We start from the raw sequence: 23,854 nt of genomic DNA on the forward strand, positions 1-23,854 counted from the left end.
TGTGTGCCCTGGGCAGTTCGCTGTCCCTGAGCGACAGTGCCGTACCTCCTTGTGAGTCATCGTAATAGGCACATATATCGCCTCAGTTACGATTTGTTACCAAGGAGGACGCCATGTCCGATCTCAAGATTGCCGTTATCATTTCCTCCACCCGCGATAGCCGGTTTGGCGAAAAGCCAGCGCAGTGGATCCTCGACAAGGCCAACGCATTTGACGGCATCACTGCCGAACTGGTCGACCTGAAGTCCTTTGACCTGCCGTTCTTCAACGAAATGGCTTCCAATTTGTGGATGCCTTCGAGCGACCCGAAGGCCGTTGCCTGGCAGAACAAGATTGGTGAATTTGACGGCTATATCTTCGTCGTCGCTGAATATAACCGCTCGATCACCGGCGCTCTGAAGAATGCGCTCGATCAGGCTTATGTCGAGTGGAACAACAAGCCATTTGGCATGGTTGCCTATGGTTCGGTCGGTGGCACTCGTGCTGCTGAACACCTGCGCGGTATTGGCGTGGAGTTGCAGATGGTGTCGACCCGTTCGGCCGTTCATATCGGTGGTTCGGACTTCTTTGCGGTGCACCCATTGGGCCAGCAGAACAAGGAAATCTCCGAGATCGAGGGCTCGATCGGTGGCGCTGCCGCCGACATGCTCAAGCAGATCGTTTGGTGGGGCAATGCGACCAAGTCGGCTCGCGAAGCCGACGCCGCTGCCGCGCAGGCCGCCGAATAAAGCTTACCTGGACCTCCAAGTCTGGTTTACCTGCAAGGGCTGCTCCATACGGAGCGGCCCTTGTTGGTTTGAACCATTGTTGTGACAGGGTGTTGTGTGTGACTGTGGCCGGGTGTATAGCCGCCCCGCCTTTGATCAAGAGAGCACAGGGTTCATGACGCAGACGAATTCGGCCGACGACAATGTCGGCGTCGATGCGAGCGACCACAATAGCCACTCACATTCCGACAAAGACCTACCCTTGCTCGTGCTGGGCGCGATCGGTGTCGTGTATGGCGATATTGGTACAAGCCCGATCTATGCATTCCGCCAGGCGATGACAGTGCGGCCGGGTGCGGCCGAGACCAGCACGGAAATTCTGGGGCTGCTGTCTCTGATCGTGTGGGCTCTGACCCTGACGGTCGCGGTCAAGTACGTGTTCTTCGTGACGCGCGCTGACAATAACGGCGAAGGCGGCACGCTTTCGCTAATGGCGCTGGCGCGCAAGACCTTCACCAATCCGCCAATCTGGATCACGGTGCTGGGTGTACTGGGCGCAGCCATGTTTTTTGGCGACGCCATCATTACGCCCGCCATCTCTGTGCTCTCGGCTGTCGAGGGCGTGCAACTGGTGCAGCCGGGCATGGCGCGCTGGGTGGTGCCGATCACGCTGGTGATCATTCTGGGGGTGTTCTTCGTGCAAAGATTTGGCACGGCCAAGGTATCGATCATCTTTGGCCCCATCACGGCGGTCTGGTTCCTCGTGCTGGGCTTTTCGGGCCTGGTGCATATCATCGATTATCCGGCTGTGCTGTGGGCAATCAATCCGCTGCTGGGCCTGGAGTTTATCTACACCCACTATGCGATTGCCTTTGTGGTGTTCGGCGCCATTTTCCTGGCGGTGACCGGCGCTGAAGCGCTCTATGTTGATCTGGGCCATTTTGGTCGCAAGCCGATTGTCATGGCCTGGTTCGGTCTGGTCTTCCCATGCCTGTTGCTGAACTATTTCGGGCAGGGGGCATTCGTGCTCGAAGTGGGCGTCCACAATGTGGAGAGTCCATTCTTTGAAATGCAGCCGGACTGGGCATTGCTGCCCTTCGTTGGTCTGGCGACGATGGCTACCATCATTGCCAGCCAGGCGGTGATTTCAGGCACGTTCAGCCTGGCGCAGCAGGCTATTGCGCTGAACATGTTGCCCCGCATGCAGGTGCTGCACACATCCGAGACCCAGAGTGGTCAGGTCTATATGCCCCAGATCAACACCATGCTGCTGATTGGCGTGCTGATCCTGGTGGTCGCCTTTGGTAGCTCCGAAGCACTGTCGAACGCCTATGGCATCGCCGTGTCGGGGGTGATGATGGTCACCCTGGCGCTGCTAGTGGTGGTGATGTGGCGCAACTGGAAGTGGCACCCCGCGGCTGTCATCGCCTTTGGTCTGGTGTTTGCCGTCGTGGATGGTGCGTTCTTTACTGCCAATGCGGCCAAGCTGTTCCAGGGGGGCTGGGTTCCGGCCGCTGTGGCAGCCGTGGTTGCACTGGTGATGTGGAGCTGGATGGTGGGTCGCCATCGTCTGGCTGAAAAGACCCGTCGCGATGAGGTGCCGCTAGAGTTCCTGGTGGAAAACCTCGCCAAGAAACAGCCAACTCTGGTGCCCGGTACCGCTGTGTTCCTGACCAGCGATATCGAAGGGGCACCAACGGCGCTGCTGCATAGCCTCAAGCACTACAAGGTGCTGCATGAGCAGAACGTGATCCTGACCGTACGCACCTCCGCTTCGCCGCGCGTTGCCGATGACGAGAAGGTCACCATCGACGCCTATAACGAGCTGTTCAGCCGCGTGGTGGTGACGTTTGGCTATATGGAAACGCCGAATATTCCGACGGCACTGGCGCTTGGCCGCAAGCTGGGCTGGAAGTTCGACATCATGTCGACATCGTTCTTCCTGTCACGGCGTTCGCTCAAGCCCGGTCCGAAGCCCGGCAACCCGTTGCGCTTCTGGCAGGATCGACTGTTCACCCGACTGGCGCGCAATGCCAGTGACGCAACGGAGTATTTCCATATTCCGACGGGGCGAGTGGTGGAGATCGGTACCCAGGTGGTGCTGTAGCCCCTGCGGGCTACTTCTCCATATCGGGGCAGACATAGGGCACGTCTGCAGTGATGAAGCGCTGCTCCGTCACGTCGTTACCCAGCTTGAGGCTCAGCACCAGTTCGGACTCGGTCAGGCTGGCGATGTCGGCATTGATGGTCATGCCGTCTTCGTTCCAGCTGATGGCGCTTTCCGAGACCTGTTGCCAGGTCGACAGCCGATAGGTTTCCCAGCAGCTATCGCTGACCAAGGTGCCATCAGCGAGAAATATCTGCATCGGGCCGGGCAGGGAAGGATCGGCGTCCGAGCGTACCCATACCTTGTTGAGCAGAGGATTGCCCCGGTCGCCGTCGTCGTCGGCGGCATCCTCGGTATCTTGCGCGTCCTGCGCGATCGCGGGGACGGTTACGCAGGTGCCAACGCCCCATACGCTGAGCAGAGCTATGATTGCGGCCTTGGTATCCATTGCGCATTCTCCCTTTATGCCTCAACCAGTTGGTGACTGGTTGGGTGCCCGACAAGGGTGGCGATGCAAAACGGCAAGATTGCGTTGCCGATTTGACGCTTTGGCGGTTTTGCCGGGGCGGTTAGGAAAAATGCCCCGCCGATTGGTCGATGGGGCATGGGTAGGACTGATCAGATCAGGCTTTGGCGAAGCTGCGCAGGCCTAGCGAGCGGTCGCGGTCGCGCACCCGATTGGCTTGCTTGGGCCACAGATCATAGTCATCAGCACCCAGATGATGGTTGGCATGCAATGGCCAGTTGGGGTCATCCAGGGCGCCCCGGGCCAGTGCGATATAGTCAGCCTCGCCGTTGGCAATGATGGCTTCGGCCTCGTCGAAGTCGCCGAGCAGGCCCACAGCCATGGTTGGAATGTCGGCGCCATCTCGGACAGCCTGGGCGAAGGGAACCTGATATTTCGGGCCGAGCTGGATCTTGGCTCCGTCAAAGCCTCCACTGGAGCAGTCGATGGCATCGACGCCGCGTGCCTTGAGTTCGCGGGACAGCACAATACTGTCCTCGACCTGCCAGCCATCAGGATGCCAGTCGCTGACTGACAGGCGGACCAGCAAGGGTTTTTCAGCGGGCCAGATGGCGCGCACGGCCTCGGTGACCTCCAGCAGCAGGCGCATGCGGTTCTCGCGGCTGCCGCCATAGTTGTCGGTACGCTTATTGGCGAGCGGGGAGAGGAACTGATCCAGCAGATAGCCATGGGCGGCATGGATTTCGACGGTGTCGAAACCAGCCGCGTCGGCGCGCCTGGCAGCAGCGACGAAGGCGGCGATCAACTCCTTGATGCCATCGGCATCGAGCGCCGTCGGTGTCTGGAACTCAGGATTGTCGGGGGCGTGGGAGAGGGCGCTGGGTGCAACAGGGGTCCAGTGCTCAAAGCCGAACTCGGCCTTTTCCGCCTCGGTTTCATCAAAGCCGCGTCGCCAGGCGATCGGGGTGGAGGCCTTGCGCCCTGCATGGGCCAGCTGAATGCCGGCGGCAGCGCCCTGGCTGTGCAGGAAGTCGACAATGCGGGCCAGGGGCGCGATCTGTTCGTCTTTCCAAATGCCCAGATCGCCATAGGAAATACGTCCCTGTGCGGTGACGCCCGAAGCTTCGAGAATCACCAGTCCGAAGCCGCCCATGGCAAATCGGCCCAAATGGGCAAAATGCCAGTCATTGGCCATGCCGTCCTTGGCCGAATACTGGCACATGGGGGCGACGACGGTACGATTGCGCAGCGTGAGGCCGCGCAGTGTGGCTGGGGAGAAAAGTGCTGACATGAAAGGCTCTATTGCTTGAGGCCGGGAGGATGGCTCCCACAAGATGGACATTCGCGCCTCCATCGGCAAGTGCCGATGATAGAACGGATCGTCAATACAACTGTAAAAATCAGAAGGTATTGCTCCCGCGGGGGACAGGAGCTGCCGCCGCCAGTACTGGCGACGGCAGGAGGCGGCATACGGCTGGTTCAATCCATCAGCGCGACGGCGTCGGCGCCAGCAGCGAGGCGCATCGGGCAGTCGGGATCAGTAGCCGCACGCCATACCGCCTGGGCAACGTCGGCTGATTGCGTCCTGGGCGCGTCCGATTGCTGCATCTGGGCAATGATTGCTTGCGCAAAGCCGGCATAGGCTTGCGGGAAGCCGCCCTGCTCCTGCATGCGCGCCATCGCGGTCTTGCCGAAATTGGTGCCCGGGGCTGCACCGGGCAGCACGATCCGGACCTTGATGTTGAACCGTTCGAGTTCCAGCGCCAAGCATTCGGTGAAGGCGTTCACCGCGGCCTTGCTGGCGGTGTAGGCGGCGAGCAAGGGTAAGGGCTTGAGGGTGACGCTGGAGGTGACGTTGATGATCATTCCGGCCTGACGCGCCCTGAACTGCGGTAATACGGCCTGGGTCACGCGCATGGTCCCCAGCGTGTTGGTTTCGAACATGTCGCGCGCGGTGTCGATCGGGGTGCCCTCAAGCGCATTGAGAAAGCCGATGCCCGCATTGTTGACGAGCAGGTCGATGGGGCCGGCATCGCTCAGTGCCTTGAGCACGCTTTGATCACTGGTGACATCAAGCGGTAAAATGCGCAGGTGATCCGATGCCGGCAGCAGATCTGACTGAGGCGTGCGCATGGTGGCGATGACGTTCCAGTTGCGTTCCAGAAAATATCTGGCGATGTCGAGCCCGAAGCCTGACGAGCAACCGGTAATGAGTACGGTCTGCATGGGAAGTACCTTTCACTGTCTGATGACAGAGATGTGGACGACCGCCGCTGGACTTTCTATCATGTTCAGTCCGCGTTCTGTTAGAGATAGTCCGAAATGACCGATCCGTTTGCCGAAGTGGTGGCGCTGCTGCAGCCCAGCCTGCCGTTTTCCAAAGCGACCAGTGGCGCGGGCGTCTGGCGGGTGGATGGTAGTGGGGGTGGGCAGCCGCTGTTTTGCGTCATCCTCGAAGGCGGCGCCCGGTTGTCCCTGCCGGGACAAGATGACCGCGATCTGGGCGAGAGTGATTTCTTCCTGATCCCGGCCACCCATCAGTTTACCCTGGCCAGCCTTGAGAAGGATGGAGACAATGATGCGTTTGCGGTCACGCAACTGGCAGGCGAAACGCGGCACGGCGATCCCGATGGGGCGCCCAACATGCGGGCGCTGGTGGGACGTCTGGCGTTCGGATCGCCCGATGCGGCGTTGCTGATGGCGCTCCTGCCGGAGTTGGTCCATGTCCGCGGGCAAAAGCGACTGGCCACCATTGTCCAGTTGATCCGGGGCGAAGCGCTGGATGATCGACCAGCGCGCGAGATGATCCTGGAGCGGTTGCTGCAGGTGCTATTGATCGAGGCCTTGCGCTCGGCATCTGACACCGCGGCCTCGCCGGGCCTGCTGCGCGGGATGGCCGATGCGCGGCTGGCCGTCGCGCTGCGCCGCATGCATGAACGCACCGAACGGGACTGGACGGTGGAGCAGCTGGCAAACGAGGCGGCGTTGTCGCGCTCGGTGTTCTTCGCGCGGTTCCGCAAAGCGGTGGGTCTGTCGCCGATGGCGTATCTGATTGCCTGGCGCATGGCGCTGGCGAAAAGCCTGTTACGGCGCCATGAAGGGGGAATCAAGGAGATTGCCGAGAGAGTGGGCTATGCGTCGGCCAGCGCATTCAGTGTCGCCTTTACCCGCTTCGTGGGCATGCCTCCGACGCATTATGCCCGCGCCAACGGGGCATCGATTGATGTGCCCACCGGAACCTGAGGGCCTTGGCACTGCCCTGGGGATGAATGCACGGACGTCGGAACATTTCACTTGCATAGAACCGTACCGTACGGTACGCATCGAACGAAATTGGCCGAAACCGTTCGGCTGTGATGCGAGGAACTGGCTGTGCCCGTGACCATCAAGGTCAACGAAGAGATTTTCACCCCCCGACAGCAGGCTGTGCTGACGGCGGCGCTGGATCTGCTCGTGGAGAACGGGGACGGGCTGACCATGACCGCAGTAGCGCGGCGCGCCTCATGCTCCAAGGAAACGCTCTACAAGTGGTTTGGGGACCGTGATGGGCTGCTCACGGCAACCGTGCAATGGCAGGCCGCCAAAGTGCGCATGCCGCAGGTGGACCGCACGGGTCTGAATGCCAAGGTGCTGCGCGCCAGCATTGAGCAATTTGCCCGTGACCTGTTGACGGTGATCACCGGTGAGGTGTCCATTACGCTCAACCGCACGGCTGTGACCCATGCGGCACAAGAAAAAGATCGTCTGGGCAATATCGTGCTGGAGAATGGGCCCATGGCTATTCGCCGCCGGCTCAAACCCATTCTCGAGGCTGGTCGCGATGCGCGCCTGTTGCGCTTCACCAGCAGCGAAGACGCCTATCGTACATTTTTCGGCCTCGTTGTCCGCGATGTGCAGATCCGCCTGTTGCTTGGCGATAACTCGCTGACCCAGGCCAATGTCGAAGCCAATATCGACGTGGATGTAAAATCCGCGACCGACCAGTTCTTTGCCCTGTACGGGGCAAAAGCCAATAACGCATAACACCGCTTTTCAAGGGAGCAACCCATGCGCGTCTATTACGATCGTGATGCCGATCTCAACATCATCAAATCCCGCAAAGTCGCGATTGTCGGCTATGGCAGCCAGGGCCATGCCCATGTGCTGAACCTGCGTGACTCGGGCATCACCGATGTGGTCGTCGCCCTGCGTCCCGGTTCCCCCTCGGCCAAGAAGGCCGAAGGCGAGGGCCTCAAGGTGATGAGCGTTGCCGACGCTTCCAAGTGGGCTGACGTGATCATGATGCTGGTGCCGGACGAGCTGCAGGCCGACATCTACAAAGAGCACATCGAGCCAAACATCCGCGACGGCGCTGCGCTGGCATTCGCCCACGGTCTGAACGTGCACTTCAACCTGATCGAGCCAAAAGCCACTGTTGACGTGATCATGATCGCGCCAAAGGGTCCAGGGCACACCGTGCGCGGCGAATACCAGAAGGGTGGCGGCGTGCCATGCCTGATCGCTGTGCATCAGGACGCTTCGGGCAACGCCCATGACATCGCACTGGCCTATGCCTCGGGTGTTGGCGGCGGCCGTTCGGGCGTCATCGAAACCAATTTCCGCGAAGAGTGCGAAACCGATCTGTTCGGTGAACAGGCTGTGCTGTGCGGCGGCGTGGTTGAACTGATCCGTGCTGGCTTCGAAACGCTGGTGGAAGCCGGCTATGCGCCAGAAATGGCCTATTTCGAGTGCCTGCATGAAGTGAAGCTGATCGTCGACCTGATCTATCAGGGCGGCATCGCCAACATGAACTACTCGATCTCCAACACCGCTGAGTGGGGCGAGTATGTGACCGGCCCGCGCATCATCACTGCCGAGACCAAGGCCGAGATGAAGCGCGTGCTGCACGACATTCAGTCGGGCAAGTTCACCTCCGAGTGGATGCAGGAAATCAAGGCTGGTGGTTCGCGCTTCAAGGCGACCCGTCGCCTGCACGACGAGCACCAGATTGAGGAAGTCGGCAGCAAGCTGCGCGACATGATGCCCTGGATCAAGGCCGGCGCCCTGGTCGACAAGGAAAAGAACTAAGTCGTTATCAACTGGCTGTTTTTGCAGGGGTCCTTCGGGGCCCCTGTTTTTTTGACAGATTGGGCAGTGTGCGGCAGCCCAGACTTCTGATGGTGGCCAAACTGGGCTAAAAGCCCCCGGGACCTAGAAATAGTCGAGTCGAGGAGGGTGCGATGAGCTTGCCGGAATTTCCAGTTGAGGGTGGCTGCCAGTGTGGGTCGGTGCGCTATCGGCTCAAGGCCAGCCCGATGTCGGTCTATAACTGCCACTGCAAGGACTGCCAGCGCTTTTCGGGTGCGGCATGGTCGATGTCGGTGACCACCAGTCGCGACAATGTCGAGCAGCTCAGCGGCACGCTTGCGACTTACGAAAAGCCATCGCAAAGCGGTCGGATCATTTCAATGCAGTTCTGCGCCCATTGCCACGGCTGGTTGTGGAATTTGCCGCAATCCGCGCCGGGCATGATGGTGTTACGTGCCGGCTCTCTGGACGATCTCGACTGGGCCCAGCCGGTGGGCAATATCTGGACAGACAGCAAGGCGGCATGGGTCAAGCTTGACCCGGACCTGGTCAATATGCCGGGGCAGCCCAGCGACCGCGAACCGCTCAACAAAGCCTGGACCGAACTGACTGGCAAGGATCACTGAACATGACTGTCCAAGACGATATTGCGCTGGTCAAACAGCAGGAACGGGAACTGGTTCTGCCCCAGTTTGATGAGGACGTGGCCTTTGCGCTGGGGTCCGCCCTGCGCGAGCGGGCGCTGGCGGACAGCCTTGGCATCGTGATCGATGTGCGCAGCTGGGACCGGCAGATGTTCTTTGCAGCGACGGCCGGCACCAGTGCTGACAATGCCGAATGGGTACGGCGCAAGATCAATACCGTGCGGCGGTTCCACAAGGCCAGCTATCGCATGGTGCTTGAAAGGGGCGAGGTGCCGTTCTCGCCTCAGTCGGGTGCCGATCCGGCAGACTTCGTCATCGCCGGCGGCGGTTTTCCCATTCGGGCGCTCAATGCCGGCATCATCGGTTGCGTGACAGTTTCGGGGCTGCCTGGACGGCAGGATCATGGCGTGGTCGTGGACATGCTGTGTGACCATCTGGGCAAGAGCCGCGACACCTACCGATTGGCTGCTGAATAGGACGACAGTGATGAAGCTGGATTATCTGCTGCTGGATGTCTTTACCGACAGCCCACTCAAGGGCAATCAGCTGGCCGTGGTCACCAAGGGTGACGGCCTGCTGGATGGCGAGATGCAGGCGATCGCCCGCGAGTTCAACCTTAGCGAGACTGTGTTCGTGCTCAAGCCCAAGGGCGAGCGCAACACAGCCGCGATCCGCATTTTCACCCCTCATGAGGAACTGCCGTTTGCCGGTCACCCCACCATTGGTAGCGCGGTAGTGCTGGGTCTGCACAAGAAGGTCACCGCCGTGCGGATCGAGGAGAAGATCGGTCTTGTGACGGCGCTGTTTGAAAAGAAGGACAAGCGTTCGGGCGAGGCGCGTTTCGGGCTGCCAATGCTGCCCGGTCGGGTCGCCGAGCTCAACAATACGCTGGGCATTGCGCAGGCGCTCGGGCTTGAGGTGGAGGATATCGGCTGTGACGAGTATCGTCCCGCCGTGTTTTCTGCAGGTGTGCCTTACCATCTGGTGCCGGTGCGCAATGCCGATGCGCTCAAGCGCATCACCGTCAACAACGCCATCTGGAACACCGTGTTCAAGCACGAGCACCACTCGGCCTATGTGTTCACGCTGACGCCAAATGAACCCGATAATGATCTGGCGGCGCGCATGTTCGGCATGGGTGTTGGCGAAGATCCGGGCACCGGCTCAGCGGCCGCTTCGCTGATCGGCCTGCTCTCCGAGCACGCCAATCTGGCAACGGGACAGTCGGATTTTGTGCTGCGCCAGGGGCATGAAATGGGGCGGCCATGCCGCATCAGCATCCAGTTGCGCAAGGAGCAGGGCGAGCTGGTGCATGGCGGCATTGGAGGCCATGCGGTGATTGTCGGGGAAGGGGTGCTGGACCTGGGCGACTGACCCGGTTCAGCAAAAAGACACCTTGTCTGTGCCGTTGGGCTTGCACCGGGGCCAGCTTTCGCGCATTGTTACTATAAATCAGGAATTGATCCATGCCGCGCAACCGCGCTCAAGCCATTGCAATCAGCCAGAGCGACGCCCTTCGGGCGCGCCTGATCGTTGCTGCCAGCTTGCTGCTGCTGCCCGCCGCACTGCTACTCCTTCTTATCAGCCCCTGATCACCGGCAGCTCGGATTTTCCGAGCGGGTCGTCAGGGGATTACGCCACATGCCGCACAGCAAATGTCCGGCCCTGTGAGAGCTTTGCTCTGGGCCACCTGATGGGAACTAGACCATGACGACCTCCACCGACACCAACAAAGACCGCGTCTTCATCTTCGACACCACACTGCGTGACGGCGAGCAGTCGCCCGGCGCGACGATGACTCTCGAAGAGAAGCTGCAGGTCGCCGAAGCGCTCGACGATATGGGCGTGGACATCATCGAAGCGGGCTTCCCGATAGCATCCACCGGCGATTTTGAAGCCGTGGTTGCAGTGGCCAAGCAGGTCAAGCGCGCCACGGTTGCCGGCCTCGCCCGCGCCATCACGGCCGATATTGACCGGGCCGGCGAAGCCGTGCGGCACGCCCAGAAGGGGCGCATCCATACCTTCGTATCGACCTCGCCGATCCATCTGGCTCACCAGATGAAAAAGACCGAGGACGAGGTGATCGACATCATCTCGCGTACCGTGGCGCAGGCGCGCAATCTGATCGACGATGTCGAATGGTCGGCCATGGATGCAACCCGCACGCCGATGGAGTTTCTCAAGCGCTGTGTCGATGCAGCCATCAAGGCTGGCGCGACGACCATCAACCTGCCTGACACGGTGGGCTATGCCGTGCCCGACGAGCATTTTGCGATGTTCAAGCAGATCATCGAGAGCGTGCCTGGTGCCGACAAGGCAATCTTCTCGGTGCATTGCCACAATGATCTGGGGCTGGCTGTTGCCAACTCGCTGGCGGGTGTTGCCGGTGGTGCACGCCAGATCGAATGCACGATCAATGGTCTGGGCGAGCGCGCCGGCAATGCGGCACTCGAAGAAGTGGTGATGGCCCTGCGCACGCGCGGCGACGCCATGCCCTATCATACCGAAATCGAGACCACTCATCTGGCACGCGCCAGCCGGATCGTTTCGGCGGCTGCCAATTTCCCGGTGCAGTACAACAAGGCCATCGTGGGCAAGAATGCGTTTGCCCATGAGAGCGGCATCCATCAGGACGGGATGCTCAAGAACGCCGAGACCTATGAAATCATGACCCCCGCCAGCGTTGGCATCAAGGAAACCACCTTGGTCATGGGCAAGCATTCGGGTCGCGCTGCATTCAAGGACAAGCTGCGCGAGATGGGATACGAGTTGGGCGACAACGCGTTCCAGGAGGCCTTTCAGCGCTTCAAGGATCTGGCGGACCGCAAGAAGCATGTCTACGACGCCGATATCGTGGCGCTGGTGGATGACGAAGTCGGCTCGGTCGGTGATCGTATCCGTCTGGTCGATATGCAGGTGGTATCCAAGACCGGTGGTGTGCACAGCTGCGATCTGACGCTGAGCATTGACGGAACCGAAACGTCCGTGACCTTTGAGGGTACCGGGTCGGTCGATGCGATCTTCAACGCCATCAAGGCGGCGGTGGGGCAGGAGCCGCATCTGGTGCTCTACGCCGTGGACGGCGTGACCGGCGGCACCGACGCACAGGCCAGTGCGCATGTCCGTCTGGAACTGAACGGCCGGATCGTTTCGGGCAATGCGGCCGAGCCTGATACGCTGGTGGCGTCAGCGCGGGCCTATCTCAATGCCTATAATCACCTGCTGATTGAACGCGGCGCTTCGGCACAGGGTGCGCTGGCGGGTTAAGCGGTCAGTTGTTTGGTTGGGGTGCAAAGGTGCCCCGCCAAGCGACCTCTTGCACTGACGGTCCGCTTGCGGCACCAGTCTGTCTGGACCGATCCCGGAGCATTTCATGAAATTGCAGGCCGAGTTGCGTGGAATGGCGACCGCTGGGCTCATGGCGTACGCCGCGGTCCTGTTGATGATCAGCTTTCCAGTCGTCGTGCCGGGTATCGAGCTGCTGCAGACACTGCGGTTTCATCTGGTTGCACTGGGCCTGCCGCTCGCTGGCGTCCTGCTGTTTGCGGGGGCGCGCTGGCGGGCCTTGCTGGTGATCCCCATGATGGCGGTCAGTCTCTGGCAGGGCAGTCTGCCGATCATTGAAGGCTATCAGCGTCGCGCAGAAATTGCCGGCGACACCCTGACCACCATCAACGTGCTCAGCTACAACGTGCTGGCGAGCCGCGATGGCAAGGCGGCAGCCGATTATATCATTTCGGCTGCGCCAGACATTGCGGTGATCATGGAAACGCCGGGCATCGCGGGCTATCTCGATCAGATCGCCGAAGTCTTGCCCTATCGCTTTGGCTGTGATGATCGCAAAAGCTGCGATCTGTCGATTTTCTCTCGGACGCCAATCACCGATGCGCGCATGTTCCTGATGCCACCCATCCCCCGGGAGCGGCTGGCGGTGGTCAAGACCGTCATCAATGATGTGCCAGTGACCGTGGCGGGTATGCACCTGTCCAAGCCCTATTTCGACGAGGCCTCATGGTCTGAACTGCAGCGTGCCACCCGGGTGATCAATGCGGTTGAGGGACGGGTGATTGTGGCAGGTGACTACAATGCTGCGGCCTGGTCGGATCAGGTGGCCGATTTCAGCGCGCGAACAGGGTTGGTGCCGCCGCCGTGGCATCCGGCGACCTGGCCGGTGCGCCTGGGACCGCTGGGCGTGCCGATCGACAACATGTTCACACGGGGCGATGTGGTAATCGATGAGATTTCAGCCGTGGCCGACAGCTATGGCTCAAACCACCGGGCCCTGTGGGCCCGGGTCAATCTGCTGGCACCGCCGCAATAGCATTGGGCATGACCTGGGTCAGCAGGTCCAGCTCGAGATCGCTGCCCACGCTGATGCGAATGCAGTGATCGAGCCCAGGCGCCATGGGTTTTCGAATAAAGATGCGCTGCCGGGCCAGGGCATCAAGCAGTCCGCTCGCGAAGGCCGCATCACGGCCGCAATCAATGGTCACGAAATTGGTGGCTGAGGGCAGGGGGCGCAATCCGTTTATGGTTGCAATCTGCGCAATGCGGGTGCGCGCAGCACCGGTGCGTGCCAGTACGTCGGCCAGATGGTCGGGCGCAGCCAGAGCGGCCAGCGCGCCAGCCTGCGCAACGGCGTTGACACCAAAATGATTGCGCACGCGGTTGAAGGCGCCAATGGTCTGGCGGTCACCAATGGCGTAGCCGCAGCGCAGGCCCGCCATGCCATAAGCCTTGGAGAAGGTGCGCAGGCGCAGCACATTGGCGCGGCTTGTGTCGAGCGCGGGCAGGGTGCCCTGCGGCGCGAACTCGCCATAGGCCTCATCGAGCAGGATCAGCGTGTTGGTCGGCACAGCGTCGATGAAGGTCTCAACGGCCTCCGCGGAATGCCAACTGCCCATCGGGTTGTCGGGGTTGGCCAGATAAACAATGGCCGCGGCGTGCTGGCGGGCCATGGCGGCCAGCGCGGTGAGGTCTTCGGCATTGTCGCGATAAGGGACGCTGACCACCCGCGCGCCGAAACCGGCGGCATGATAGTTCAGCGTGGGATAGGCGCCCAAGGAGGTGACCAGAATCGCGCCGGGAGCGGCGTATAGGCGGACCGCGAGACCAAGCAGGCCGTCAATGCCTTCACCCACCATGATATGGTCAGGCTCGACGCCATGATGGCCAGCCAGCGCGTGCCGAAGGTCATGATTCTCGGGGTCGCCATATTTCCAGCCCGCCGACAGGGCTGCTGCCATGGCCGCCTGAGCGGCTGGTGCGGCGCCAAACGGGCTTTCATTGGCACCCAGGCGCGCCAGAAATGGCTGCCCCATCCGGCGTTCAAGGGTTTCGGGACCGGTAAAGGGCACGGTATCGGGCAGGGCGGCGGCGATGGGCGCCAGGCGGGGGCGGGGCAATGGATCAACTCTCGGATTGGTCTGCGGCATGTTAGCGGCAGATTACGGTCTGGCCATCTGGAATTATCGGCCAAGCGGAGCCGATCAGGATTCAGTTTAATTGCCGCAGAAGAACAATCATTTAGAAGTCCAAAGACTGTTGTTTGCTTGTTCTGCAGGCAATTTTGGGTCGCGGTGATGAATTTATGGACGTTAGTGTCAATTGGTCTTGCCCATAGTTTTGCACAGGTACTGAGCGAGTTCATGGTGCTCTAAGCGCCACACAAAGGCGGTCTCTGGGAAGTATTTGATTCATGCCAATTTTATTCAATTGCCACTGGGTCCGGCAAGGTCCGCGTAAGCACACGCGCCCACATTCCCAGCCGCGTCGCCAGTGGGCGATGGCCTTACAGCGATTCTTTGAAGGAGCTTAGTGCAATGTCGCCTACCCATGCCGTGGCGCGGGAGCATCTGCAGCGGGCGGCTGCAGTACTGCAGAGCGCCGATAGTCAGTCGCGCCAGTTACTCCATATCGTCAAACGGACAATCAGCCTGATCGATGATCTGCCCGAGCTGCCGGTCAAGAGAACGAGCAATGTGCTGGATTTCGCGACCTATCGTGATCTCCATGCCGTGTCGAAGTAACCCGCATTGATGTGTCGGCGGCCCCGTGCGCTGCCGGCACATTTTTCCGGCGCTGCCTTGTGCGGCCGATGCCGGCAATACCCCCCCTGCGACATTCTGGCTGCCCTGAGTTGAAGGAAAGTGACAAAGGGCGCTAGACAGCGCGAAATCCCTTTGCTAGAGAGCGCCTACTTTGGAAGCTCCAGTAGGGGCGAGTAGCTCAGCTGGTAGAGCAGACGACTCTTAATCGTCGGGTCCACGGTTCGAACCCGTGCTCGCCCACCAAAGTCCTCATCCGAAATCGACGTGTGTTTTCCCCTCCGGGGCAGGTGCGGCCGATTGGCCGGACTGGTCCCAGGCAACCTAAACACGCACAAATCCTCAGACTTTGGTTGATTGGTGCCGTGATACCCTTTCAACTGGGATACGGTGGGGCTATAGCCCTGACCAGTATTCAGCCCTGCAACGAGGCCTTCCGCATGTTCGGTATTGATCCGAGTTTTCTCAGCTCGCTAGTTCAAGTCATTCTGATCGACCTGGTTCTGGCTGGTGACAATGCAGTGGTCATTGGTCTGGCTGCTGCAGGTCTGGCCACGGATGTGCGCCGCAAGGCCATTCTGATCGGTATTCTGGCGGCCACTGTGCTGCGCATCTTCTTTGCGCTGATCACCACGCAGTTGCTCTCGCTTGGCGGCGGGCTGCTGATCGCTGGTGGTGTGCTGCTGCTCTATGTGTGCTGGAAGATGTATCGCGAACTCGCGACCTCCGATGCCGATGAGAACAATGCACAGGAAGCCCTTTCGGACTCCGACACCAATGCTGACGGCACGGTTTCGGGCAAGCCGCGCAAGACACTGCGTCAGGCGATCATCCAGATCATCATTGCCGACGTTTCGATGTCGCTGGACAATGTGCTGGCAGTTGCCGGCGCGGCGCAGCACCATTTCGAGGCGCTGATCATCGGTCTGGCCCTGTCGGTGGTGATGATGGGCGCGGCGGCAACCTTCATTGCGGGCCTGCTGCATCGCTATCGCTGGATCGCCTGGGTCGGTCTGGTGATCATCCTGTTCGTGGCCATCCGCATGGCTCTTGAGGGCCTTGGAGCGTTCGTCACCCTGCCGGAAATTCCGCTGCTGTACACACCGCACGCGGTTGAGGCGGCGGCTGCTGCGCATTAGGCTTTGGTAACCACGGACCAAGTTTTGCGGCATTTACCCTGTCGTCATAGGGATTTGATCATCTTGGGGGCCTAATTTTCCGCGCAAATACATGCGTGGGAACCCAATATGTCCGTGATCGCTGATCGATTGAGTCATTCACAAGCTGACGCGCCCGAGACGGCGCGCGTCGCTTCGGCCGCTCTGGTGCTCGAGACGAAGCTGATCTCGGGGCAAGAGTGGGATCAGGCGATCGCTGATTTCGACGAGGTCTGTCAGGAACAGCTTTATGCATTCGCTGTGGCGCGCTGGCCTTCGGTCGAGCACGAGCCGGTGCTGTTCCTGCTCAATGGCGAGGTTGTTGGCGGCTCGCTGATGATGGTGCAGCCGCTGCCATTGAGGCTGGGCCATATTGCGGTTTCCAAATGGGGCCCCATGCTCAAGGATCTGTCGCGGCCCGATGCCGATGCCATCCATGCGGGCATGATCGAGGCACTGGTCGCCGATTACGCCGACAAGCGCGGTCAGATGATCTCGGTGCTGGCCTGCGCATCCACGACCCCGGTCAATGGAGCCTATCAGCGGCTCGAAGCGCGCGGCTTCAAGAGCGGCTCGCAACTGCTCTACCCGAGCCGCTATATCGTCAATCTGCGGCTTGATGATGCCACTCAGCGCAAAAGCCTGAACCAGAAGTGGCGCTATCATCTGAACAAGTCTGAAAAGGCCGGGCTGACCTTTGAATGGGCCGGGCCGGAGCGGCTGGCTGAGTTTGATGCGCTCTATACCGCGATGACCGATCGCAAGCAGTTTTCTGATCATTCGGCCTATGACAGCGTCGCGTCGCTGATGGAACTCGACGAGGCCCTGCGGCCCGAACTGTTCTTCGTACGCCATGAGGGCGTCGTCGTTGCTGGCGCGCTGATCTTCAAGGCTGGAGATCGGGCGGTCTATCTCTACGGCGCCACCAATGATCAGGCGCTGCCGCTGCGCGCGGGCTACTTCATGCACTGGCACATCATTCGCTGGCTGCGCGATAATACGCGGGCCCGCTGGTACGATCTGGGCGGCACAGACGGCTTTCAGGGGCTGCATCAGTTCAAAAAAGGCATGGTGGGTGACGCCGGGGTCATTGAGCCGGTTCCACCGGTGGCCAATTACGCCAGCAACCCGCTGGCCTATCTGCTGGGTACGGGCGCTTTTGCAGCACGCGATGCCATCTATCAGATACGCCGCGTTGTCGATGGCTGGCGCAATCCCAAGACCAAGCCCACCCAGGTTCGCGCCGACCGCAATGAGGCGGCGCAATGAGCATTCACCGGCGGCTCGCGTCGCAGTCGACGATCATCTTCGGTGCCCGTCTGGGCGGTGCCGGTCTGATCTTTCTGGTCCAGGCGCTGATTGCCCGCATGTGGGGGCCGGAGCTGCTGGGCGAATATCTGATCGTTATCGCAACGGTCAATCTGATCGCCGTGGTGATGCCGCTGGGTTTCCACACCGTGGGTACCTATTTTGCCGCCGAATACCGGGCGCGGGGCGAGCGCCAGCAGTTCGTGGTGTTCCTTAAACGCTCCTATGCCCATGTCGTGGTGGCGCTGATCCTGCTGCTGATTGCGGGCCGCCCGGTGCTTGATCTGCTGGGGCAGGGTGACTCCGTTCTGGCTACCCATTTCATTCCTGTGGTCCTGCTCGCTTTCGGCACGGCCATGGTCTACGTCAACGGCGCCCTGCTGGTGGGATTGAAGCGCCCGCTGGCCGGATTTTTTGCCGATACCATGTTCCGCCCGATGATCGTGATGGCAGCATTTCTGGCCACCATGGGCTTTGCCTCGGCGCCCGAAGGCTTTGCGACCATGCTGTGGGCCATTGCCATTGGCTATGTCGGGATCGCGCTGGTGCATTTCGGTTTCGTGGTCACCTCGGTGCCCCGGCTGGACGACACCACACCTGTGCGCATGCTGGAGTCACGGCGCTGGTGGCGGTTCGCCTTGCCATGGGTGCTGATCTCGTTGGCTACGGACTTCTTCTTCGATATCGACCTGCTGCTGCTCAGCCATAGCTTGAGCCGTGAAGAACTGGCCATTTTCGGTGTGTGCACGCGTATCTTCTCGCTGATGTCATTTGGGGTGGCCGCCGTTTACGCGGTGACGCTGCCAGACATGTTCGAGAGCGAAGCCAATTCCGATCGCGAAGCGTTCAACCGCAAGGTCGGTGATGCCAACTTTGTCGCCAGTGGTCTGGCAATCGTACTGTTTGTCCTGGTGGCGATTGGTGGCCCGTTCGCGCTGATGCTGTTCGGCCCCAGCTTTGCCGTCGGTGCCATGCCGCTGGCGGTGCTGTCGCTGGCGCTGGTTGTCCGCTCGGTGATGGGGCCAGCCTCCATCGTGCTGTCAATTCATGACCGGCCCTATGCCAGTCTGCCTTCGGTGGCCATGGGCATCGGATCGCTGGTGCTGTTCAACTGGTTGCTGGTCCCCATCTGGGGGCTGATGGGCGCGGCAATCAGCGCCATTATCGCCATTACAGTCTGGTCGGTTGGGCTGTGGTTCATCGCGCTGCGTACAGCCAAGCTCGACGTGTCGATAATGCAATGGTTCCGCAATCGTCGCAACGCCACGGTGCCGGCCGAATAACGACGGGGCTTTGCGCCCTAGCGCTGCATTGTCAGCTTGATGAGACGTCGCAGCTTGTTGCGCAAGCCACCGGCTGTGCCGTGGTCATAGCCGGGCTCGGTCTTGTTGAGCGGGCGTTCATAGAGCAGATAATCTTCGCCGAAAATGTGGTTCTTGAGCGTGGCGATGTGCTCAAAGCCCATCCGCCCCATAATGGCGGCGGCGGCTTCGTTGCCATTCTTGGTATAGGTCGCGATCTTGTGGAAACGCCCGTCATCCCAATGCTTGATGAACGCGCGCATCGCCGAGATGCCCAGCGATGAGCGGCGGTTTTCCGGGAACACATAGGACCAGTAGAGCCACAGCGTGCCCAGTTCCGGCCCCGAGATCATGAAGCCGCCGGGCTTGCCCTCACGCAGCATGACCAGCATGTGGAAGGGGTCGGCATCGATCAGGCTCGCCAGATGTTCTCTGGTCAGCCGGGCCATCTCGTAGGCCTTGAATTCGTCGCTGTAGAAGGGTGAAGTCTCGATGGCTTCGTGCAACTTGGCATGGATCAGCGGGATGTCGGCATAGGTGCCGGCGCGATAGACCGGGGCGCGTGGCGCTGGGGCTGATTCCTGTTCCTGGCTGACAGCGGGTTCGCTCATCGTCGACCTCCCATGTGGCGGTTCTTGATTGTGTCACCGGCAATTGATGACCACGCCAGTTTAGCGACAGGGGGTTAATGGCCGGTGCTGGCAAGCTATTGGTCCTGTTACACACTAAGTCGCACCGTCTAGCCCTTGCCCCTGACGGGGTGGGTCAGTAGAACGGAGGTGGGAGAGATAAGGGAGGATACTATGAGCGAGCAGCTCGTATTCCAGCCAAGTGCGGCTGCGATCGCACGCACCCATACGACCGAGCAGCAGTACAATGAAATGTACCAGCGCTCGATCACCGATCCGGATGGATTTTGGGGCGAACAGGCCAAGCGTCTGGATTGGGTGACGTTTCCCAAAAAGATCAAGAACACCACGTTCGAATATCCGGATGTGTCGATCAAATGGTTTGAAGACGGCGTTCTCAACGTTGCCGCCAATTGCATTGACCGTCATCTGGCCGAACGCGGCGATGATATCGCGATCATCTGGGAACCCGATGATCCAAACGCGCCGTCAGAGCACATAAGCTATCGCACGCTGCACGAAAAGGTCTGCCGTTGCGCCAATGTGTTGAAGTCGCTGGGCGTCCGCAAGGGCGATCGCGTCACCATTTATCTGCCGATGATTCCCCAGGCCGCATACGCCATGTTGGCCTGTGCGCGGATCGGGGCTGTCCATTCGGTGGTGTTTGGCGGGTTTTCGCCTGACGCGCTGGCGGGCCGCATCAATGACTGTGATTCTGCGGTTGTGATCACGGCCGATGAAGGCCGTCGTGGTGGCAAAACCGTGCCGCTCAAGGCCAATGTCGACAAGGCGCTCGAAGACTGCCCCGGCGTGTCAAAGGTGCTTGTCGTGCACAATACCGGTGCCGACGTTGCCATGAAGGGCAGCCGCGACGTGTGGTGGCATGAGGCCGCTGCGGGCGTGGAGCCATTCAACGATCCAGAGCCGATGAACGCCGAAGATCCGCTGTTCATCCTCTATACCTCGGGGTCCACCGGCAAGCCAAAGGGCGTGCTGCACACCACCGGCGGCTATCTGCTCTACACCTCGCTCACTCATGAGCTGAGCTTTGACTACAAGCGCGGCGAGATTTTCTGGTGCACGGCCGATGTGGGCTGGGTCACCGGGCACAGCTACATCGTCTATGGTCCGCTCGCCAATGGCGCGACCACGGTGATGTTTGAGGGTATTCCGACCTATCCCGATGCCAGCCGCATGTGGCAGGTGGTCGAAAAGCACAAGGTCAATATCTTCCACACCGCGCCCACGGCCATTCGCGCCTTGATGGGGGCGGGGTCGCAATATGTCGAAAAGCACGACATGCCGACCTTGCGCCTGCTGGGCACAGTGGGTGAGCCGATCAATCCCGAAGCCTGGCTGTGGTATTACAACCAGGTCGGCAAGGGTCGCTGCGAAGTGGTTGATGCCTGGTGGCAGACCGAGACGGGCGGTCACATGATCGCACCATTCCCCGGCGCAACCGCAAAGAAGCCGGGTTCGGCGACAGTGCCGTTTTTCGGCATTCAGCCTATCGTGCTGTCTCCAGAAGGCAAGCTGCAGGAGCAGACCAAGGCCGAAGGCGTGTTGGCCATCGCAGACAGCTGGCCCAGTCAGGCCCGCACCATCTGGGGTGACCATGGCCGTTTTGTCTCGACCTATTTCGAGACCTACAAAGGCTACTACTTCTCCGGCGATGGCTGCCGGCGTGACGAAGATGGCTATTACTGGATCACCGGGCGCGTCGATGACGTGCTGAACGTATCCGGCCATCGTCTGGGCACTGCCGAAGTTGAAAGTGCGCTAGTGGCGCATCCCAAGGTCTCCGAGGCTGCCGTTGTCGGCTATCCCCATGACGTCAAGGGGCAGGGTATCTACTGCTACGTCACCCTGATGGCTGGTGAAACCGCCAGTGACGAGCTGCGGGCCGAGCTGCGCAACTGGGTCCGCAAGGAAATCGGACCGATTGCGACGCCGGATCTGCTGCAGTGGGCACCAGGTCTGCCCAAGACGCGTTCGGGCAAGATCATGCGTCGCATTCTGCGCAAGGTTGCCGAGAACGACTTCGCTGCATTGGGCGATACCTCGACGCTGGCCGATCCGGGCGTTGTGGATGATCTGATCGAAAACCGGCAGAACCGCTAGCCGGAAAACGTCACGGGCGGAGATCCCAAGATCTCCGCCCGATCAAAGGCAACGGCATCACAGGCCGGAAGGTTGAAAAACGGCCCGCACTCCAAGTTGCCTTTGGTAGAATTGCACCTTTTTCGCGCAATATCAGCCCCCTAAGTGTCTCCAGCTACGATGTTTTTAGTCAGGGCATTGTTTTGACTGGATTTCATGGGCATCGTCGGTTGATGATTCCAGTCAGGATTGCCTTGTGATTGCTGTGGTTTTTCGCGCTTTTTACGTATTCGTCCTGATGGCAATGTCGACCAGCCTTGCGGCCGCCGCGACGCTGGAAGAGATGGCTGGCCAGATGATTGTCGTCGGCTTTCAGGGTGACGATGTGGACGACGCAGCGGTGGTCGCCCTGCGCGATGATCTAGCGGCGAGTCGTCTTGGCGGCGTCATGTTGCTCAAGACCAACATCAAAAGTCTCGACGCTGTGGCGCGCATGAACGCGGCCTTCCGCGCTGCTGCGCCGACGCTGGCGCCCTTCATTACGCTCGATCAGGAGGGTGGGGCGGTCGAACGGCTGACCAAGGATGTCGGCTTCCGTGAAATCCCCAGCGCCCGCGACGTTGCCGCCCGCAATAGCCCCGCCCAGGCCGAAACTATCTACGCGCGCATGGCCGCGTCGATTGCCGAGCTGGGTTTCACTGTCAATTTTGGCCCGGTGGCCGATCTCAATACCAATCCGAAGAACCAGGTGATTGCCCGGTTTGGTCGCGCCTTCAGCGCTGATCCTGCAATTGTCGCCGCCTATGATGCCGCGTTCATTGCCGGGCACCATTCGGCTGGCGTGCTGACTGCGCTCAAGCATTTCCCTGGTCATGGGTCGTCGACCGCGGACAGCCATGAGGGGTTTGTCGACATTACCCAAAGCTGGCAGCCTGCCGAACTTGATCCCTATCGCGCCCTGATTGGCGCAGGTGATGTGGACATGATCATGGCAGGCCATCTCTATCACGCCAAATATGCCGATGCGGGCGCGCAGACGCCGTCATCGCTATCCCCGCAATGGATCACAGGCGTACTGCGCGATGAGCTGGGCTTTGATGGCGTGGTGATCAGCGATGATCTGGAAATGGGCGCCATTCGCGATCATTTCACCACGGCCCAAACCGTGACACAGGCCGTGCGCGCCGGGCTCGATGTGCTGCTGTTTTCCAATACCGCAAAGTACCATGCGGGGCTGGGACCGGAGATTCTGGACATCCTGCTGGCCGAGGCTGCTGCCGATCCGGCGTTTGCCGCCCGGATCGAACAGAGCTATGAGCGCATCGTGGCCCTGAAGGCCCGGATTCGGTGAGCGGGCGCCCGCTGCTGGTTTCCCCACCTTCTGCACTGCAAAGGTTCCCACGCGATCAAACCGCGGATAAAGTCCGCTCCCACGAAGCAGGAGTTGTTGCTTGATGGCGGATGACCGCGAAGTCCGGAAAGTTCGGGCCATGTTCATATCGGACGTGCACCTGGGCATGAAGCCGATCCGGGTTGGGCAGCTCATCGAGTTTTTGCGCGCCCATGATGCCGAGACCATCTATCTGGTCGGCGATATTCTTGACGGCTGGCGGCTGGCCAAGGCCTGGCACTGGCCTGCCGAGTACAATGTGCTGGTGCAGCTGCTGCTCGACAAGGCCAATGCCGGCGCGCGGGTGATCTACCTGCCGGGCAATCACGACGAGTTCCTGCGTGAATATCTGGGCACGTTTTTCGGCGAGATCGAGTTCGTCGATCGCACCGTACACACCACGGCCACCGGCAAGACCTATCTGGTCATTCATGGTGACCAGTTCGACGTGGTGGTGATGAATGCCAAATGGCTCGCCCATGTCGGGGATTGGGCCTACAACGCCGCGCTGCGCATCAATATCGCCATCAACTGGGTACGGCGCCGTCTGGGGCTGCAGTACTGGTCGTTGAGCGCCTGGGCCAAGCAGAAGGTCAAGAACGCCGTTTCGATCATTGGCCGCTTCGAGGAAGCGCTGGTGCACGAGGCCAAGGAATCGGGCGTGGACGGGGTGATCTGCGGTCACATCCATTTTGCCGACATGCATGAACGGTTGGGCATCCACTACATCAATACCGGTGACTGGGTGGAAAGCTGCACGGCGATCGTGGAAACGCCCGAAGGCGCGTTCGAGCTGATCAAGTGGACCGAAATGGCCGCCGACGAACCCCGCAAATTCCGGCTGCGGCGCTCCGCCACCTAAGCTCCGATCGACCACTCGTAGTTGCCTGTGCCAGCTTCTGCTGGCGCCGGGGGCAATCCGCCGCCTTGG

At 60.5% G+C, this 23,854-nt stretch carries 23 protein-coding genes and 1 tRNA gene; 19 read left to right on the top strand and 5 right to left on the bottom strand.

Annotated features, from left to right (window positions below):
• The first annotated feature begins 113 nt into the window (after positions 1-113).
• Together KD146_RS03940 and KD146_RS03945 are read left to right on the top strand one after the other, a co-directional pair.
• Positions 114-728 (top strand): NADPH-dependent FMN reductase, encoded by a 615-nt coding sequence (locus KD146_RS03940; protein ID WP_212657434.1) that lies wholly within the window; start codon positions 114-116, stop codon positions 726-728.
• Positions 729-882: 154 nt separating this feature from the next.
• Positions 883-2,814 carry a potassium transporter Kup gene (locus KD146_RS03945; protein ID WP_212657435.1) on the top strand — a complete coding sequence of 644 codons (1,932 nt, stop codon included), beginning with the start codon at positions 883-885 and terminating at the stop codon, positions 2,812-2,814.
• A gap of 10 nt (positions 2,815-2,824) precedes the next feature.
• Here the strand turns inward: KD146_RS03945 and KD146_RS03950 are convergent, their stop codons facing one another.
• The 3 genes from KD146_RS03950 to KD146_RS03960 form a co-directional block, all read right to left on the bottom strand.
• Positions 2,825-3,262 carry a hypothetical protein gene (locus KD146_RS03950; RefSeq protein ID WP_212657436.1) on the bottom strand — a complete coding sequence of 146 codons (438 nt, stop codon included), beginning with the start codon at positions 3,260-3,262 and terminating at the stop codon, positions 2,825-2,827.
• 175 nt (positions 3,263-3,437) lie between these two features.
• Positions 3,438-4,571: an NADH:flavin oxidoreductase/NADH oxidase gene (locus KD146_RS03955; protein ID WP_212657437.1), complete on the bottom strand. Its 1,134-nt coding sequence runs from the start codon at positions 4,569-4,571 to the stop codon at positions 3,438-3,440.
• A gap of 188 nt (positions 4,572-4,759) precedes the next feature.
• Positions 4,760-5,506: an SDR family oxidoreductase gene (locus KD146_RS03960; RefSeq protein ID WP_212657438.1), complete on the bottom strand. Its 747-nt coding sequence runs from the start codon at positions 5,504-5,506 to the stop codon at positions 4,760-4,762.
• Between the two features lie 96 nt (positions 5,507-5,602).
• Here KD146_RS03960 and KD146_RS03965 point away from each other — a divergent pair, with 96 nt between their 5' ends.
• The 9 genes from KD146_RS03965 (at position 5,603) to KD146_RS04000 (ending at position 13,312) form a co-directional block, all read left to right on the top strand.
• Positions 5,603-6,523, top strand: coding sequence for an AraC family transcriptional regulator (locus KD146_RS03965; RefSeq protein WP_212657439.1), 921 nt, complete (start codon positions 5,603-5,605; stop codon positions 6,521-6,523).
• Positions 6,524-6,652: 129 nt separating this feature from the next.
• Complete coding sequence (locus tag KD146_RS03970) at positions 6,653-7,303, top strand: TetR/AcrR family transcriptional regulator (protein ID WP_212657440.1); 651 nt, start codon at positions 6,653-6,655, stop codon at positions 7,301-7,303.
• Between the two features lie 24 nt (positions 7,304-7,327).
• Positions 7,328-8,347: a ketol-acid reductoisomerase gene (ilvC, locus tag KD146_RS03975; protein ID WP_212657441.1), complete on the top strand. Its 1,020-nt coding sequence runs from the start codon at positions 7,328-7,330 to the stop codon at positions 8,345-8,347.
• A 152-nt stretch (positions 8,348-8,499) separates the two neighbouring features.
• Positions 8,500-8,973: a GFA family protein gene (locus KD146_RS03980; protein WP_212657442.1), complete on the top strand. Its 474-nt coding sequence runs from the start codon at positions 8,500-8,502 to the stop codon at positions 8,971-8,973.
• 2 nt (positions 8,974-8,975) lie between these two features.
• Positions 8,976-9,467 carry a heme-degrading domain-containing protein gene (locus tag KD146_RS03985; protein WP_212657443.1) on the top strand — a complete coding sequence of 164 codons (492 nt, stop codon included), beginning with the start codon at positions 8,976-8,978 and terminating at the stop codon, positions 9,465-9,467.
• Positions 9,468-9,477: 10 nt separating this feature from the next.
• Complete coding sequence (locus KD146_RS03990) at positions 9,478-10,365, top strand: PhzF family phenazine biosynthesis protein (RefSeq protein ID WP_212657444.1); 888 nt, start codon at positions 9,478-9,480, stop codon at positions 10,363-10,365.
• A 92-nt stretch (positions 10,366-10,457) separates the two neighbouring features.
• On the top strand, positions 10,458-10,583 hold the full coding sequence (locus tag KD146_RS18325; RefSeq protein ID WP_269369223.1) for a hypothetical protein: 126 nt from the start codon (positions 10,458-10,460) through the stop codon (positions 10,581-10,583).
• A gap of 115 nt (positions 10,584-10,698) precedes the next feature.
• The gene (locus KD146_RS03995) at positions 10,699-12,258 is read left to right on the top strand and encodes a 2-isopropylmalate synthase (RefSeq protein ID WP_212657445.1); all 1,560 of its coding nucleotides are present in this window, start codon (positions 10,699-10,701) and stop codon (positions 12,256-12,258) included.
• 106 nt (positions 12,259-12,364) lie between these two features.
• On the top strand, positions 12,365-13,312 hold the full coding sequence (locus tag KD146_RS04000; RefSeq protein ID WP_212657446.1) for an endonuclease/exonuclease/phosphatase family protein: 948 nt from the start codon (positions 12,365-12,367) through the stop codon (positions 13,310-13,312).
• Here KD146_RS04000 and KD146_RS04005 read toward each other — a convergent pair.
• The gene (locus KD146_RS04005; RefSeq protein WP_249327574.1) at positions 13,287-14,396 is read right to left on the bottom strand and encodes a pyridoxal phosphate-dependent aminotransferase; all 1,110 of its coding nucleotides are present in this window, start codon (positions 14,394-14,396) and stop codon (positions 13,287-13,289) included. The genes KD146_RS04000 and KD146_RS04005 overlap by 26 nt on opposite strands.
• Positions 14,397-14,813: 417 nt before the next feature.
• On the opposite strand from KD146_RS04005, the gene KD146_RS04010 reads away from it, so the two are divergent.
• The 5 genes from KD146_RS04010 (at position 14,814) to KD146_RS04030 (ending at position 18,786) form a co-directional block, all read left to right on the top strand.
• Complete coding sequence (locus tag KD146_RS04010; protein ID WP_212657448.1) at positions 14,814-15,020, top strand: hypothetical protein; 207 nt, start codon at positions 14,814-14,816, stop codon at positions 15,018-15,020.
• A 188-nt stretch (positions 15,021-15,208) separates the two neighbouring features.
• Positions 15,209-15,284: transfer RNA gene (locus KD146_RS04015), tRNA-Lys, on the top strand.
• Between the two features lie 119 nt (positions 15,285-15,403).
• The gene (locus KD146_RS04020) at positions 15,404-16,177 is read left to right on the top strand and encodes a YjbE family putative metal transport protein (protein WP_212657449.1); all 774 of its coding nucleotides are present in this window, start codon (positions 15,404-15,406) and stop codon (positions 16,175-16,177) included.
• Positions 16,178-16,285: 108 nt separating this feature from the next.
• On the top strand, positions 16,286-17,464 hold the full coding sequence (locus KD146_RS04025) for a lipid II:glycine glycyltransferase FemX (RefSeq protein WP_212657450.1): 1,179 nt from the start codon (positions 16,286-16,288) through the stop codon (positions 17,462-17,464).
• Positions 17,461-18,786: a lipopolysaccharide biosynthesis protein gene (locus KD146_RS04030; protein ID WP_212657451.1), complete on the top strand. Its 1,326-nt coding sequence runs from the start codon at positions 17,461-17,463 to the stop codon at positions 18,784-18,786. The genes KD146_RS04025 and KD146_RS04030 overlap by 4 nt, the downstream gene beginning before the upstream one ends.
• 17 nt (positions 18,787-18,803) lie before the next feature.
• Here the strand turns inward: KD146_RS04030 and KD146_RS04035 are convergent, their stop codons facing one another.
• Entirely contained in the window at positions 18,804-19,415 is a 612-nt protein-coding gene (locus KD146_RS04035) for a GNAT family N-acetyltransferase (protein ID WP_212657452.1), read from the bottom strand.
• A 192-nt stretch (positions 19,416-19,607) separates the two neighbouring features.
• Here KD146_RS04035 and acs point away from each other — a divergent pair, with 192 nt between their 5' ends.
• From acs to KD146_RS04050, 3 genes are all read left to right on the top strand, one after another.
• Positions 19,608-21,554: an acetate--CoA ligase gene (acs, locus tag KD146_RS04040; protein ID WP_212657453.1), complete on the top strand. Its 1,947-nt coding sequence runs from the start codon at positions 19,608-19,610 to the stop codon at positions 21,552-21,554.
• Positions 21,555-21,789: 235 nt separating this feature from the next.
• Positions 21,790-22,884 carry a glycoside hydrolase family 3 N-terminal domain-containing protein gene (locus tag KD146_RS04045; RefSeq protein WP_212657454.1) on the top strand — a complete coding sequence of 365 codons (1,095 nt, stop codon included), beginning with the start codon at positions 21,790-21,792 and terminating at the stop codon, positions 22,882-22,884.
• A gap of 103 nt (positions 22,885-22,987) precedes the next feature.
• Positions 22,988-23,785, top strand: coding sequence for a UDP-2,3-diacylglucosamine diphosphatase (locus tag KD146_RS04050; RefSeq protein ID WP_212657455.1), 798 nt, complete (start codon positions 22,988-22,990; stop codon positions 23,783-23,785).
• Positions 23,786-23,854 lie beyond the last annotated feature (69 nt).

It is taken from the genome of Devosia litorisediminis, assembly GCF_018334155.1.
In the GTDB taxonomy this organism is placed as follows: domain Bacteria; phylum Pseudomonadota; class Alphaproteobacteria; order Rhizobiales; family Devosiaceae; genus Devosia; species Devosia litorisediminis.